Below are 13,277 nucleotides of genomic sequence, written 5' to 3'. Positions count from 1 at the left end.
GTTTGATTGTTAATAAAATTTAGGTTCTATCTCTTGTTAACAGCTTTCATGACACGAGCAATTTCACGGTTTTGATCACGACGCTTAATACTCTCACGTTTATCATAATCATGTTTCCCCTTGGCTAAACCAAGTAACACCTTGGCAAAACCATCTTTCAGATAAACCTTTAAGGGAACAAGGGTCATTCCTGTTCCTTTTAGCTCCTGAGCTAATTTTTCAATCTCACGTTTTTTCAAGAGCAACTTGCGTGTTCGCTCTGGTTCTTGGTTCCAGATGTTTCCTTGCTCATAAGGGGTAATGTGAACATTGACCAGCCAAGCTTCACCATTTTTGATTTGAGCATAACCATCTTTCAATGTTATCCTAGCTGCACGGACACTTTTAATTTCTGTCCCTGTCAGCACCAAGCCCGCTTCAATAGTATCAACAATGCTATAATCGTGTCTTGCCTTCTTATTTTGTGCGACGACCTTTCCCTCGCCCTTTGCCATTTGAACCTCCTTTTTTTGTCACGCCCTTATAAAACGGCTTTTTCTCTTTCTGAGTTGATTTGGTTCTACCTTGTGATTTTGGTTTAGCTTTTTTCTTTTGCTTAGTCGCTACCTTTTCAACCACATCATAATCACTCGGTAAATACTCAAAGTCAATCGCCCCAGCTTCCTTATCAGCTTTAACTAACTTCACACGAATCTTTTGACCTGCCTTAAATACTTTACCAGATTTTTCACCTTGTAGGCTCATGGTTCTTTCATTGTAATGATAATACTCTGGCAAGGTCATTACATGAATCAAGCCCTCAATCGTGTTTGGCAGAGCCACAAATAGACCAAATTTCACTACGGTAGCAATGACTGCATCAAATTCCTGCCCAACATAACTTTCCATATACTCTGCTTTTTTCATGGCTTCAACCAGACGCTCTGCATCAATGGCACGACGCTCCAAACTAGAGGCTTGAGTGGCAATTTCTGGAATCACCTGATTGAAATGTTCTAGCTGTTCTGAAGTAATTTGTTGATAATCACGAATCAAACGATGAACCAATAAGTCTGGATAACGTCGAATCGGACTAGTAAAGTGAGTATAATAAGTCGCTGCCAAGCCATAATGACCATGATTATGTTCAGAATAACGAGCCTGCTGCATCGAACGTAGTAACATCATAGACAAGACATCACTACCTGGCTGATTTTCTACCTTCTTCATAAAATCTTGCAAGGCCGACTGAGTGATTTTATTGGCAGTTCCTTGAACTTGGACACCAAAGACACTCGCATAATCAATAAAGGTTTGTAATTTTTCAGCCTTGGGCTCTTCATGAATCCGATAAATAAAAGGTAGTTTAGCCTTAGCAAAATGCTCAGCGACGCATTCATTTGCTGCTAACATAAAGGACTCAATCATTCGCTCGGCTAGACCTCGCTCACGCAAGACCACATCAACTGGCATGCCTTTGTCATCGACGATGATTTTAGCTTCTGCCGTATCAAAATTAAGGGCACCTCGACGGTAACGCATTTCTTCTAAGAGATGATGTAAACTAACCATTTGATGCACACTATCAACAATTGGAGCATAACGAGTGAGTAACTCTTTATCGCCGTTAATCATTTGATTGACATCACTATAAGTCATACGAAAAGCTGACTTAATCACACTTTGGGTAATTTGATAAGAACGCACCTTACCCTGACGGTCAATCTCCATAATGGCTGACTGGGTTAGACGCTCAACATTTGGATTAAGCGAACAAATGCCATTAGACAGACGCTCAGGTAACATAGGCACTACACGGTCGGTTACATAGACAGATGTCCCACGAGCCAAAGCTTCTCGGTCAAGGGCTGAATTTTCTTTAACATAATAAGACACATCAGCAATGTGAACACCTAGCTCAAAATGACCATTTTCTAGTAGCTTGATATGAACCGCATCATCCAAATCCTTGGCATCTGCACCATCAATGGTAAAGGTCAGCTCTTGGCGTAAATCTACTCGACCTAATAAATCCGTCTTAGTTGGTGCATCTGGAACTGCTTTTGCTTCTGACAGAACATCATCAGGAAAGCTTGAAACAATATCCATTGATTCCAAGACTTCTAAAACATCAATCCCCACATCATCTTGATGGCCAATAATATCAACCAAACTTGCCACAAAATAGTCATGATGGCGACTTGGATACTTCTCAATATCAACCTTAAGCACTTCTGTTCCTGTTAACAACAAGGGCGTCTTTTTGATATAAATTCGTTGAGTAATTTTTTGATTTTTACTTTGGATATAACCCACATAGTTGGGTTTATCATCAGACAGTATCAATTTACCAACTAAACTGGTTAAACTACGCTTAACAATGTTAACCACACGAGCCTCGGCAGCCGTTCCTTTTAGACGATTGGCCACCTTTTTAATGACTACTTCAACCGTATCTCCATCAATGGCATGACCGACATCATTACGGCTAATAAAGAGATCGTCTTCTGCCTCATCAACGGCTAAAAAACCAAAACCAGCCTTATTCGCTCGAAAAATTCCTGTAATTCGGATGTCATCTACTTTTTTTTCTTTTTTTCTTAAGGCTAGCTGGCCTGTATCATCAAAACGTAGCAGACCTTGACTTTCCATTTGAGAAATTTCTTTGATTAGGCTTGGAAATCTCTTGGCTCCTGCCATTTCTAAGGCTTCTGCCAAGTGATTGACATCGCTCTTACCATTTTCTTCTAAATAACTAATAATTTTTTCTTTCATTGATTTCTTTCTATTGGGATAACTTGTGTTGATTTCTTATAGAAAAAGGGGTCAGACCAGATGTCTTGACCCTCTTTATTGACTTGATAAAATAGCAAGTGCCAAAGCAATCGCTAACCAGAAAAAGACAAGAATTCCAGTAAGACGCTGCATAAAAGCCTCAAAACCACGCGCTTTTCTTCGCTCAAAAAGTGCCTCTGACCCACTACTATCAAAAACATTACTACTTGGATTTTTTTGGGGTTGCATAAAAATCGCAATCACCAACAAGGCTGATAATACAAGTAGCAGGGTGAGTAACAAGTTATACATTCATTTTTCCTCCACTATGGTCTTGATTATTCTACCACACTTTCACTCAAGATTCAAGGTGAAGGGTTACTTTTCTCTCTTTGGGACAATACTTGAGCACTTGAATCTTGTCTGGGTGATTTTTTTTATTCTTGCTAGTCAGATAGTTTTTACTACCACAAGCACTACATATCAATGTGATTTTTATTCGCACGTCAGCTCTCCTGATTTACTTTTTAAGACCACCAAATAAGCCTCGAACCAATTCACGAGTCACTGTGCGTACGGCTGTATTGATAAAGGAATCTCTTGCCTTATCCAAAGTAAATTTTTGACGACGACCACTTGTTGCTTGTCGCTTAACCTGTTGGCTAGCTGCTTTTTCTGATTTTTGTCGTTCTTCAATAACTTTGTCTTCTTCTACTTTCTTAGCCAAAAGTTCATAAGCTGATTCGCGATCTAGCGTCTGACTATACTTAGCATCAAATGGTGATTGGTTAATTAAACCTTGCATATCCAAAGCTGACAAAGGTTCAAAACTAGATTTTGGTGGTAAAATATAGGCTCTTTCAACCATATTGGGTTGAGCTTGATCATTTAGAAATGACACCAAGGCCTCACCTACTTGTAATTCTGTAATCACCTTCGCCACATCCAAGTCAGGATTTTGTCGGAAGGTTTCAGCGGCTGTCTTAACGGCTTTTAATTCTTTTGGTGTATAAGCCCTCAAAGCATGCTGCACACGATTCCCCAACTGAGCCAAGACTGATTCTGGCAAGTCTAGAGGATTTTGTGTAATGAAAAAAATACCAACGCCTTTAGAGCGAATCAAGCGAACAATCTGCTCGATTTTATCGACAAATGATTTCGGAGCATCTTTGAACAAGAGATGAGCTTCGTCAAAGAAGAACACCAACTTGGGTTGCTCTAAATCTCCAACTTCTGGCAGAGTTTCATAGAGTTCAGCTAAAAGCCAAAACAAGAAGGTTGTGTATAAGCTAGGAGCATTGAAGAGCTTAGTGGCATTTAGAATGTTAATCACCCCTTGCCCTAACTGGTCAGTTTGCAGAAAATCCTGTAAGTCCAAGGCTGGCTCACCAAAGAAAAAGTCACCGCCTTCTTGTTCTAACGCTAGTAAACTACGCTGAATGGCAGCAATAGACTGTTTGGCCATGTTTCCGTACTGGCTAGAATAATGACTGGCATTATCTGCCACTTCACGCAAAAGAGCCTGTAGATCTTTCAAATCAATCAACAGCCAACCCTTATCATCTGCAATCTTAAACACCATGCTCAAAATACCTGACTGAGTATCATTAAGATTGAGCAAACGAGCTAGCATGATAGGTCCCATTTCAGAAATAGTCGCCCGAACAGGATGCCCTTCTTGGCCAAAAACATCCCAAAGACGAACTGGAAAGGCGTGGGGAGTATAATCACTGAGGCCCAACATCTCCAATCGACTAGCTAGTTTATCCGTTAAGCTACCTTCTTTTGCTAAATTTGCCAAATCTCCTTTGATATCTGCCAAAAAGACTGGTACGCCAGCTTGACTGAGAGATTCTGCAATGACTTTTAAGGTAACGGTTTTACCGGTCCCTGTCGCCCCTGCAATTAAGCCATGGCGATTGAGCATACTTAAATTGAGTGATACAGGTTGTGTTCCTTTTGCAATAACAATTTCTTTCATTCTTCTACCTTTCTAATGTTTCTAAAGCGAGATCAACTTGGGCATAGGTATTCGCTAAACTGCCATCATTGTCGATAAGGAGCTGACTTTTTTCTTTTTTTTCATCTAGGGAAAGCTGAGCTGCCAATCTACTTTTTGCTTCTTCTAGGGGCATAGCATTTCTTGCCATCAAGCGTTTTAACTGGGTAGGTTCTTGTACCATTACCAACCAAGTTTCATGACACCAACTGTCATAACCTTTCTCAAATAACAAGGGAATGTCTAGAAAGATTATCTGCTGCCTTTGTGATAACTTGTTTAGTCGAGTAGATAATTCTTGACGAATCACTTGATCTTGTAAGCTGTTAGATACAGCCAGCATCTCAGGATTAGAAAAGATCAACTGACCTAATTTCGCTCGGTTCAGCGACTGGTCTGGCAATAATATCTCCTGACCAAAGTAATCCACCAGGATTTGATACAGACGACCTCCTCTAGCCTGTAACTCGTGAACCACCTGATCAGCATCTAAAACGGCATACCCCTTTTCTTTCAGATAAGTACTGACGATTGATTTTCCTGAAGCAATGCCTCCTGTCAATCCAATTATCTTAACCATTACGACTCCTTTTGACATTGTGGACAAAAATGAGTTCCACGTCCACGAACTTTGATTTTTTCAATCAGATGACCACACCGTGAACAAGGCTGTTCTTCTTTACCATAGACTTGTAAATAGTTCTGCATGCGACCAGCCATTCCCAGAGCATTTTTATAGGTTCTGATACTAGAACCACCCTGTTCAATACCTAGTTGCAAAATACGGATAATCTCTTTGTGTAAAACCTTGATTTCTGACTCAGTCAAACTAGCACTGGCACGCTCTGGATGTAATCTTGCTGCCCACAACACTTCATCAACATAGATATTGCCCAATCCCACAACCAAGGTCTGATCCAACAAATGTGGCTTGATAATTTTTTTCGACTTCTGTAAACCTTGACTAAAGTCTGCCAACTTAAAATCTTCTGGAGTCGGCTCAGGGCCTAGACCTTTCTTATGAAAATAAGCTGCCTCGTCTGATTTGTCCAAATACTCCATCGTGCCAAACTTACGCACGTCATGATAAACCAAAATAGAACCGTCAGAAAGATAGAAGTAAACATGGCAGTGTTTTTGATCTTGGGTGACCTGTTCAAAACGCAGATACTTACCTTCCATTCGTAAATGGGAAATCAACAGCCCATGACTAAACTCAATAATCAGATACTTGCCCCTACGACGAACCGCCTCAACTTTTTGATGAGCTAACATGGTTTCGAGATTTTTCGCCCCTGTCAAGACCATTTTAGGAAAAGAGACACACAAACGCTCAATAGTCTTACCCACAAGCATAGGCTCTAGGCTTTGTCTGACACTTTCCACTTCTGGTAATTCTGGCATAAGATACCCCTTTCTGATGGAGTTATTACCCTTATTTTACCACATTTTTAGCATAATAAGATAGAACAAGCTAGTCTTTGTTAAAAGATATAACAGAAAATCAAACAATAGAAAAAGCCCTAATATGAGCTTTTTTATTTATTAACTTGTCGATTTATCAAAACCAAACCAAAAGCCACCAGTGAAAAACCAGTAAATACCAACCAAGTTAACCATAATTGATATAGGGCCAAGGCTGAAAAGACAAAGATTCCTAGAGGTAATGATAGAGTGAACATCAAGCCAAGAAAATTACTAGCTTGTGCCAAAGTTTCTGAAGGAATATTAGCCATAAGCAGGGCATCCAATTTTGGATTAGCTTTTCCCAAGAGATAAGACGCAAAGGCCAACAATAATAGAGCTAGGATTGGGGGTAAATTCAACAGATTTGACAACCCCATTAAGATAAACAAACCACTGTTAAGGACTAATAAAAAAGATAAGGATTGTTTAGCAAAGTAGTCTTTAGGGGTCAAACTCCCCAAGATAGCACCCGCTAGAAAAATAATTTGCACTAAAATCAAAGCCTGTCCATAAGGCAAACCAAAGAGCGACACCTTGAGCAGATAGAAGTTATAAATGCTCCCAAGACCACCACCCAAGGCATTTAGAACAAGAATTGACAGTAACAAACTAGCAAAAGATATCTGTTCTGAATTTTGGAAAATCTGCTCCATCATCTGATATAAGTCCTTAAGGCGTTGTCTTAACGGTATTTTTTCTCTTATCGTTGATACTGGTTGATGAGTGAGATTGTGTCGGTGACTATAAAGAATTAGGGCTGATAGCAAATAAAAAATGGCATTGACCCCTGCAACTAAAGCATAAGATTGGTTTGATATCGTTAAAAGCCAAACGCCTAAAAATTGACCTGCGATTTGACAAATATACGACAGAAATTGATTGAAAGAATAAGCCTCCATCAAATCATCTGTCGCGACATGCTCTTGTAAAATAGGCAAACGCAAACCAGACGCAAAATCACTCAAACAATCACTGATGACATTAAGCAGACAAATAATTGAAAACACCAAATAAGTTCCTTGATTGATGATTAGGGCAATAACGGTAAACAGAAGTGCCTGAACAAAACCAATCACAATCATCTTTCGCCCTTTGTTATCAGTCCTATCTGCCTTAACCCCCAACCAAAAGGTGAATAAAATAGGAATCATAGGCACCATATTGGCGAGAAAAATAGCAAGATTGGGCCTTGGTAAACTAGCTGCGTAGATAACAAAAACCAAATTATAAATATAAGCTCCCAAGGTACTAAAGACACGGGACAAACTCAACGCACGATATAAGGAATGAGATAAAAATAAATTCATGATTTTTCTCCTTTCTTTTGATACATCTAGTATAAGAGAAAATGATTAAAGACACACAAAGTTTTCATATTTGAATTGAGGATTTTTAACAAAAAAGAGCCTTTTCTTTATCGGAAAAGCTTTTGATGCGACTCATTTTTTTAGTGTCAATTTAGATGATTTTCATTTATTCAAACTCAATTAGCCAATGTTGATAAATTTTTTGGTAATAATCCGCACTACTATGGCAGTCCAAAAAGCGAAAGGTTTCAATGGCACGCTTGATTTGGACAGAACCTTTTTCTTTTTGACCACGCAGGTAAGAATGGTGTCCATCTGCAATACGATAAACAATCTTCAAATAAGTTTCATTTTCTTCAAAAAAACGAGCTTGAATCTGCTTATCAAAATAAGCCACCTTATTCAAATCATTTTCTTCCAAAGCCTTGAATAAACCATTAAGTAAAATGGTGTGAATCATATTACGATGTGAGGCTAACTCGTCGAAAAAATCAATCCTTTGCAACATCTCACGCGTATAACGAAAATAAGTCTCCAAGGATAAAAGAGGAGAAATATCCGAAAATATTTTCAACTCATACTCTCCCCAAATGTCAATTCTAAAGAGATAATCATATAAAAACGCTTGTTCGTCTTCATTGAAATCAACAGGCCTACCACTAGCTACCAGATAGGTTTTAAAGATTAAGGCTTTTAAAAAACTCTCTTCACGGTTGGTTTTTTGATAATTTTCTTTTTCTCTTTCATAACCTGTTTCCAAATAAGCAATATCTTCCTTGTCCAAGGCCTGCCAAATTTCCTTTTTTAATAAGCTAAATTCAGAAGGGTTAAAGCCTCGAACCAGATAGACAAATTCGTCCAGTTCCGTTCGAATATTCTCCAAGGCAGGAAGCAATTTTGAAATCGTTATATCTGAATCCCCATTTTCAAATTTACTCAACATCGAGTAAGACAGAGCTGTTCCTGCTGCTTCTTTGAGAGAAATCTTACGAGCTGTTCGTAATTCCTTGAAAATTTGTCCCGTTTCTATCATATCACCACTCCTTTTTGAGAAAAAAGCCGCTAAGTAGCGACTAATTTTTCTCTAATATTCTTTAGCATTGTAGCCAAAATCTGCCAAATCTAATTTCTTATCTCGCCAGTTCTTCTTGACCTTAACCCAAGTTTCAAGGAAAACCTTATCACCCAACATGAGTTCAATATCACGACGAGCCATTGAGCCAATCTTTTTAAGCATGGCACCACCTTTACCGATGATAATCCCCTTTTGGCTATCTCGCTCAACCATAATGGTTGCTCTCACATGAACCTTATCCGTTTCCAAATCACGCTTCATCGATTCGATAACCACCGCCACCGAATGCGGCACTTCTTGTTGCGTCAAATGAAGGACTTTTTCACGAATCATCTCTGACACCAAAAAGCGTTCTGGATGATCGGTAATCTGATCAGCTGGAAAATACTGGAAACCTTCTTCGAGATTAGCCACCAAAATTTCCATCAGACGATTAACATTATTGCCTTGTGTCGCTGAAATTGGAACAATTTCTTTGAAGTCCATCTGACTTCTAAAATCTTCAATCTGCTCTAAGAGTTGGTCTGGATGAACCTTATCAATCTTATTGATGACTAGGATAACTGGTACCTTGGCTGATTTAAGGCGTTCAATAATCATATCATCGCCCTTACCACGCTTTTCATCTGCTGGCACCATAAAGAGAACGGTTTCCACCTCACGCAAAGTGCTATAGGCAGATTCTACCATAAAATCACCCAAGGCTGTTTTAGGCTTATGAATCCCTGGGGTATCAATAAAAACAATCTGCTCTTGTTCGGTCGTGTAAATCCCCATAATCTTATTACGAGTGGTCTGTGCTTTATCACTCATAATGGCAATCTTTTGCCCCATCACATAGTTCAAAAAAGTTGATTTTCCAACGTTGGGACGTCCTAAAATTGCAACAAATCCTGACTTAAAACTCATGTTCTCTCCTTAATTTCCAAAAAACAAGTGCCAAATTCTCGGTAAAAAAATCATACAACCTGTGATAAGAGCATAAGCTGAAATAACTAAGACTGCTCCTGCTGCCATATCCTTAGCATTTTTTGCCAACATTGAAAAGTGATAATCACTGGCCAAATCAACGACATTTTCAATCGCCGAATTTAGAATTTCAAAGGCAATGACCAAAAAAATACTTAGCAGTAGAAAAAGCCACTCCACTCGAGAAATACCAAAAATAGCTCCTGCCACAACTGCTAAAATAGCTGACAGGACATGCTTTTTCATATTACGCTCTTCAACAAAAGCTGTTCCAATACCGGTAAGGGCAAATTCCAAACTAGCGATTAAATCGCGATTCTTCCATTTTTTAGGGGATTTATTCTCGTGTAAGACCATAAGCTGTTAATATTTCTTCCTGTAAACCAAACATTTCTGCTTCTTCTTCTGGACTATAGTGGTCATAACCATTGATATGTAAAAAACCATGAACAGCTAAAAAGCCCATTTCACGTTCAAAAGAGTGACCATACTCCTCTGCCTGCTCCTTTGCCTTATCAATAGAAATAAACAATTCACCCAGATAAACATCAAATTCAGCCATCATTTCTGTCAATTCAGGATTATCTGCCAAATCGTCTTCATCAAAAACAATCTCATCAGTCGGTTTATACTCCAAACTAATGACATCGGTCGGTCGATCCGTGTCACGATAAAGCAGATTTAATTCATGGCTACGCTCATTGGTCACAAAAGTGACTGCCATCTCCTTATCTGACTTACCCAACTTGTTTGCTGCAAAATCTAATAATTCTTGAGTTTGTTGTTTTATTTTATCCGAAATCTGACCTGTTTCGTCAATCATTTCAATATACATCTTCTTACTTCTTTCGTCATCTTTCCCTTATTATACCATATTTCAAGATTTCTTGAAAAAAAAGAAAGCGTTTGATAGTTAGAAGTGCTCTTATTTCTTAAAGAAATTGAAAACTTTCCTTTACAAATCATTTTAAGCTCTAAATTTTTAGATAAAATATCTTTTAATGCTGTTTGTTCTTCAAACCCCAATCATTTTAATAATGTTTTCTCATCCATTTATCATACATCTCATACTTATTTTTATAACGGAAATAAAACAGGCTTTCCGATAACTCGGAAAGCCTGTTATTAAGCTATTTCTAGCCTTATTTAGCGATTGGGTAAACTGATACTTGTTTTTTATCGCGACCTTTACGCTCGAAACGAACAACACCTTCAACTTTAGCGAAAAGTGTGTCATCTCCGCCACGACCAACGTTTACACCTGGATAGATATGTGTACCACGTTGACGGTAAAGGATTGATCCACCTGTTACTGTTTGACCATCAGCAGCTTTAGCACCTAGGCGTTTAGCTTGTGAGTCACGTCCGTTTGATGTTGAACCTCCACCTTTTTTGTGGGCGAAAAGTTGCAAGTTAGCAAGATTCATTTTTAACATAATGATAGTCCTCTCTTTAAGTTAATCTTGAGTTATAATCTTTGTTTGGACAAATTCTGGAGAATCAATCCCTAACTGATTAACTCCTAATTGAAATGATTCGTATAAGATACGAGCCGTTTCTTGTTGAGGGGCTTTCTCAAAATCTGAAAAATCGATTTGGAGATAACCGCCTTCTTTTTGATTTAAGTGATAGCTTGGTTGATAATCAGCCAGCACCTCTAAACCGTTCAATAAATTCAAACTAAGGGTGCTAACTGAGGCACACATGACATCATGACCGTATTCACCAGAACCAGCATGCCCAGTCAAAACCACTTTTAAGGGTTGACCAGAAACTTTTTTGATGATTTCTATCTTAATCATGTGCTAGACCAATGATTAAGCGTTAATCGCTTTGATAACCACTTTAGTGTATGGTTGACGGTGACCTTGTTTACGGTGGCTACCTTTTTTAGGTTTGTATTTGAAAGTAACAACTTTCTTTTGTTTACCTTGTTTTTCAACCGTTCCGACAACAGTTGCACCTGCAACTAATGGTGTTCCAACAACAGTTTTGTCACCACCAACAAGGACAACCTCGTCAAATGTTACCTCTGCGCCTGCTTCAACGTCAAGTTTTTCAACATAAATCGCTTGATCAACTTCAACTTTAACTTGTTTACCACCAGTTTTGATGATTGCGTATGTGCTCATGATGCACCTCCTATAAAATTTTTGATGAGGTTTCCCTCTGTGAAGACTCGCCTTGCATCGTGAGTGCAAAACTACTTGAAACGATGGTCGTGCGGTTGCACAGGACGTGCATTTAGTCAACATTTTCATTATAACATAACTTCATTTTTTTACAAGTATTTTATCTGGATTTTTGATACAATAAACACATGGAAACAATTGAACACATTAAACAAATGGAAAAAACACTCAATCAAGGGGAGAAAAGCCTTTCTCAAACATTAGCCAATTTAGAAGAAATCCAACAAAACCTTGACCATTATCAAACACTCTTTGCTTATTATCAAAGTCCAGAATGGTTTGAGCACTTCGTATTAGATGAACAAGGGAAATTACCTGTTGATTTGCCTCGTGGAGTGCTTTCAGAAGATGGTATTTACAACTTCTTAGCCACTTATGTTTCCTTGGCAGATAAACTCAAGGAAGTCAGTGACAAGATGAGCCAAAAATTAGACGAACTACGACCAAAAGATTGAAGTAGCAACTTCAATCTTTTTTATTAGGCAACAATGGCCTTTGCAACTTCCTCTACGGTCATTCCTGCAAAGTATTCGGCTAGATCTAGTGTTTTCAAGCGTGCTAACACATCATCATACTCATAGCGGACACCAACTAGAGCTTCTTCAACGTCAACAACATCTTTGATTCCAAAGAAATCCCCATAAAGTTTGACTGATTGAATGATGGACTTATCCACATTGGCATAGGTCGAAATCTTACCGGCAGGGTAGCGAACATCTCGTGAGATGGTATATTCTGGCGCTTGACCGTAAGTCCAATCCCATGTGGCGAATTTATCTTCTGCCAACTGTTTGATTTTGGCTAACTCATCATCTGATAGGACATATTCCGTCATCTCAGGATGCGTGTCTTTCATTTTTTGCAGCAATAGGTCTGAAAACTCGTTAACTGTAATTTTTTCTGGGAGCTGCTCCAGAATATTAGTGACTCGAGAACGGACTGATTTAACCCCTTTAGACTCAATCTTATCCTTACTCACCTTGAGGGCCTGGCTCAAAACACTCATGTCCACATCAAAAAGTAGGCAACCGTGATGCATCATTCGTCCCTTATAATAGGCTTGGGCATTGCCACAGAATTTTTTACCATCAATTTCTAAATCATTACGACCTGTAAACTCAGCCTTAACACCAAGGTCAGCCAAGGTTTCAATCACAGGAGCTGAAAAGGTCTTAAAATCAAAAGCACCTTCTTTGCTCTTGTTTGAAATGATGGTGTAGTTCAAATTGTTCAAATCATGGTAAACCGCTCCCCCACCTGACAAACGACGAACCACACGAATGTCATTGGCATCTGTAAATTCTTTATTGATTTCTTCAATAGTGTTTTGATGGCGACCGATAATAATCGATGGTCGGTTAATCCAAAGAATAAAGAGTTCTTCCTCTTCCATCAATTCACGAAAAGCATAGGCTTCAAGGGCAATATTGTAAGCCGTTTCATTACTAGTGTTTACGATATATTTCATAGTTCAACTCCTTTAAATAGATAATCTAAATATGATAACAAATTTT

Annotated in this window: 17 protein-coding genes and 1 other annotated feature; of the genes, 1 reads left to right on the top strand and 16 read right to left on the bottom strand. The window is 38.7% G+C overall.

The features are described 5' to 3' along the window. Positions 1-26 precede the first annotated feature (26 nt). From smpB to rplU, 15 genes are all read right to left on the bottom strand, one after another. Positions 27-494, bottom strand: coding sequence for an SsrA-binding protein SmpB (gene smpB / locus FRX54_RS00330; protein WP_146459818.1), 468 nt, complete (start codon positions 492-494; stop codon positions 27-29). Then, positions 457-2,754 carry a ribonuclease R gene (gene rnr / locus FRX54_RS00325; RefSeq protein WP_146459816.1) on the bottom strand — a complete coding sequence of 766 codons (2,298 nt, stop codon included), beginning with the start codon at positions 2,752-2,754 and terminating at the stop codon, positions 457-459. Before rnr ends, smpB begins: the two co-directional genes overlap by 38 nt. A gap of 75 nt (positions 2,755-2,829) precedes the next feature. Then, positions 2,830-3,066 carry a preprotein translocase subunit SecG gene (gene secG, locus FRX54_RS00320; RefSeq protein WP_146459814.1) on the bottom strand — a complete coding sequence of 79 codons (237 nt, stop codon included), beginning with the start codon at positions 3,064-3,066 and terminating at the stop codon, positions 2,830-2,832. 46 nt (positions 3,067-3,112) lie between these two features. Next, positions 3,113-3,259 (bottom strand): 50S ribosomal protein L33, encoded by a 147-nt coding sequence (gene rpmG, locus FRX54_RS00315; RefSeq protein ID WP_146459812.1) that lies wholly within the window; start codon positions 3,257-3,259, stop codon positions 3,113-3,115. Positions 3,260-3,274: 15 nt separating this feature from the next. Continuing rightward, positions 3,275-4,735: a helicase HerA-like domain-containing protein gene (locus tag FRX54_RS00310; protein WP_146459810.1), complete on the bottom strand. Its 1,461-nt coding sequence runs from the start codon at positions 4,733-4,735 to the stop codon at positions 3,275-3,277. Positions 4,736-4,739: 4 nt separating this feature from the next. Then, positions 4,740-5,333 carry a dephospho-CoA kinase gene (coaE, locus tag FRX54_RS00305; RefSeq protein WP_146459808.1) on the bottom strand — a complete coding sequence of 198 codons (594 nt, stop codon included), beginning with the start codon at positions 5,331-5,333 and terminating at the stop codon, positions 4,740-4,742. After that, positions 5,333-6,157: a DNA-formamidopyrimidine glycosylase gene (mutM, locus tag FRX54_RS00300; RefSeq protein ID WP_146459807.1), complete on the bottom strand. Its 825-nt coding sequence runs from the start codon at positions 6,155-6,157 to the stop codon at positions 5,333-5,335. The genes coaE and mutM overlap by 1 nt, the downstream gene beginning before the upstream one ends. A gap of 134 nt (positions 6,158-6,291) precedes the next feature. Then, positions 6,292-7,527: an MFS transporter gene (locus FRX54_RS00295; RefSeq protein WP_146459805.1), complete on the bottom strand. Its 1,236-nt coding sequence runs from the start codon at positions 7,525-7,527 to the stop codon at positions 6,292-6,294. Between the two features lie 166 nt (positions 7,528-7,693). Then, entirely contained in the window at positions 7,694-8,560 is an 867-nt protein-coding gene (locus FRX54_RS00290; RefSeq protein ID WP_146459803.1) for an Rgg/GadR/MutR family transcriptional regulator, read from the bottom strand. 51 nt (positions 8,561-8,611) lie between these two features. Further along, positions 8,612-9,511 (bottom strand): GTPase Era, encoded by a 900-nt coding sequence (gene era, locus FRX54_RS00285; RefSeq protein ID WP_146459801.1) that lies wholly within the window; start codon positions 9,509-9,511, stop codon positions 8,612-8,614. Between the two features lie 9 nt (positions 9,512-9,520). Beyond that, positions 9,521-9,928, bottom strand: coding sequence for a diacylglycerol kinase family protein (locus FRX54_RS00280; protein ID WP_146459799.1), 408 nt, complete (start codon positions 9,926-9,928; stop codon positions 9,521-9,523). After that, the gene (gene ybeY / locus FRX54_RS00275) at positions 9,909-10,406 is read right to left on the bottom strand and encodes an rRNA maturation RNase YbeY (protein ID WP_146459798.1); all 498 of its coding nucleotides are present in this window, start codon (positions 10,404-10,406) and stop codon (positions 9,909-9,911) included. The genes FRX54_RS00280 and ybeY overlap by 20 nt, the downstream gene beginning before the upstream one ends. A 307-nt stretch (positions 10,407-10,713) precedes the next feature. Continuing rightward, positions 10,714-11,007: a 50S ribosomal protein L27 gene (gene rpmA / locus FRX54_RS00270; RefSeq protein ID WP_003032879.1), complete on the bottom strand. Its 294-nt coding sequence runs from the start codon at positions 11,005-11,007 to the stop codon at positions 10,714-10,716. A 21-nt stretch (positions 11,008-11,028) separates the two neighbouring features. Then, on the bottom strand, positions 11,029-11,373 hold the full coding sequence (locus FRX54_RS00265) for a ribosomal-processing cysteine protease Prp (protein ID WP_146459796.1): 345 nt from the start codon (positions 11,371-11,373) through the stop codon (positions 11,029-11,031). 15 nt (positions 11,374-11,388) lie between these two features. Continuing rightward, a complete protein-coding gene (gene rplU, locus FRX54_RS00260; protein WP_146459794.1) occupies positions 11,389-11,703 on the bottom strand; it encodes a 50S ribosomal protein L21 in 315 nt (104 codons plus the stop codon). Between the two features lie 33 nt (positions 11,704-11,736). Further along, positions 11,737-11,810: a sequence feature (ribosomal protein L21 leader region), on the bottom strand. 81 nt (positions 11,811-11,891) lie between these two features. Here rplU and FRX54_RS00255 point away from each other — a divergent pair. After that, positions 11,892-12,218: a DUF4298 domain-containing protein gene (locus FRX54_RS00255; RefSeq protein ID WP_146459792.1), complete on the top strand. Its 327-nt coding sequence runs from the start codon at positions 11,892-11,894 to the stop codon at positions 12,216-12,218. 23 nt (positions 12,219-12,241) lie between these two features. Here the strand turns inward: FRX54_RS00255 and FRX54_RS00250 are convergent, their stop codons facing one another. Beyond that, positions 12,242-13,231: a lipoate--protein ligase gene (locus FRX54_RS00250; protein ID WP_146459791.1), complete on the bottom strand. Its 990-nt coding sequence runs from the start codon at positions 13,229-13,231 to the stop codon at positions 12,242-12,244. Positions 13,232-13,277 lie beyond the last annotated feature (46 nt).

The sequence above is a fragment of the Streptococcus sp. sy004 genome, assembly GCF_007859205.1.
Lineage (GTDB): Bacteria > Bacillota > Bacilli > Lactobacillales > Streptococcaceae > Streptococcus.
The sequence above is the reverse complement of the archived record's forward strand: the minus strand, read 5'-3'. Positions and strand labels throughout refer to the sequence as shown.

What these genes read in the sequence shown, in the direction of transcription:
- smpB (WP_146459818.1), bottom strand. Translation starts at nt 494, where the DNA reads ATGGCAAAGGGCGAGGGAAAGGTCGTCGCACAAAATAAGAAGGCAAGA.
- rnr (WP_146459816.1), bottom strand. Translation starts at nt 2,754, where the DNA reads ATGAAAGAAAAAATTATTAGTTATTTAGAAGAAAATGGTAAGAGCGAT.
- secG (WP_146459814.1), bottom strand. Translation starts at nt 3,066, where the DNA reads ATGTATAACTTGTTACTCACCCTGCTACTTGTATTATCAGCCTTGTTG.
- FRX54_RS00310 (WP_146459810.1), bottom strand. Translation starts at nt 4,735, where the DNA reads ATGAAAGAAATTGTTATTGCAAAAGGAACACAACCTGTATCACTCAAT.
- coaE (WP_146459808.1), bottom strand. Translation starts at nt 5,333, where the DNA reads ATGGTTAAGATAATTGGATTGACAGGAGGCATTGCTTCAGGAAAATCA.
- mutM (WP_146459807.1), bottom strand. Translation starts at nt 6,157, where the DNA reads ATGCCAGAATTACCAGAAGTGGAAAGTGTCAGACAAAGCCTAGAGCCT.
- FRX54_RS00295 (WP_146459805.1), bottom strand. Translation starts at nt 7,527, where the DNA reads ATGAATTTATTTTTATCTCATTCCTTATATCGTGCGTTGAGTTTGTCC.
- FRX54_RS00290 (WP_146459803.1), bottom strand. Translation starts at nt 8,560, where the DNA reads ATGATAGAAACGGGACAAATTTTCAAGGAATTACGAACAGCTCGTAAG.
- era (WP_146459801.1), bottom strand. Translation starts at nt 9,511, where the DNA reads ATGAGTTTTAAGTCAGGATTTGTTGCAATTTTAGGACGTCCCAACGTT.
- FRX54_RS00280 (WP_146459799.1), bottom strand. Translation starts at nt 9,928, where the DNA reads ATGGTCTTACACGAGAATAAATCCCCTAAAAAATGGAAGAATCGCGAT.
- ybeY (WP_146459798.1), bottom strand. Translation starts at nt 10,406, where the DNA reads ATGTATATTGAAATGATTGACGAAACAGGTCAGATTTCGGATAAAATA.
- rpmA (WP_003032879.1), bottom strand. Translation starts at nt 11,007, where the DNA reads ATGTTAAAAATGAATCTTGCTAACTTGCAACTTTTCGCCCACAAAAAA.
- FRX54_RS00265 (WP_146459796.1), bottom strand. Translation starts at nt 11,373, where the DNA reads ATGATTAAGATAGAAATCATCAAAAAAGTTTCTGGTCAACCCTTAAAA.
- rplU (WP_146459794.1), bottom strand. Translation starts at nt 11,703, where the DNA reads ATGAGCACATACGCAATCATCAAAACTGGTGGTAAACAAGTTAAAGTT.
- FRX54_RS00255 (WP_146459792.1), top strand. Translation starts at nt 11,892, where the DNA reads ATGGAAACAATTGAACACATTAAACAAATGGAAAAAACACTCAATCAA.
- FRX54_RS00250 (WP_146459791.1), bottom strand. Translation starts at nt 13,231, where the DNA reads ATGAAATATATCGTAAACACTAGTAATGAAACGGCTTACAATATTGCC.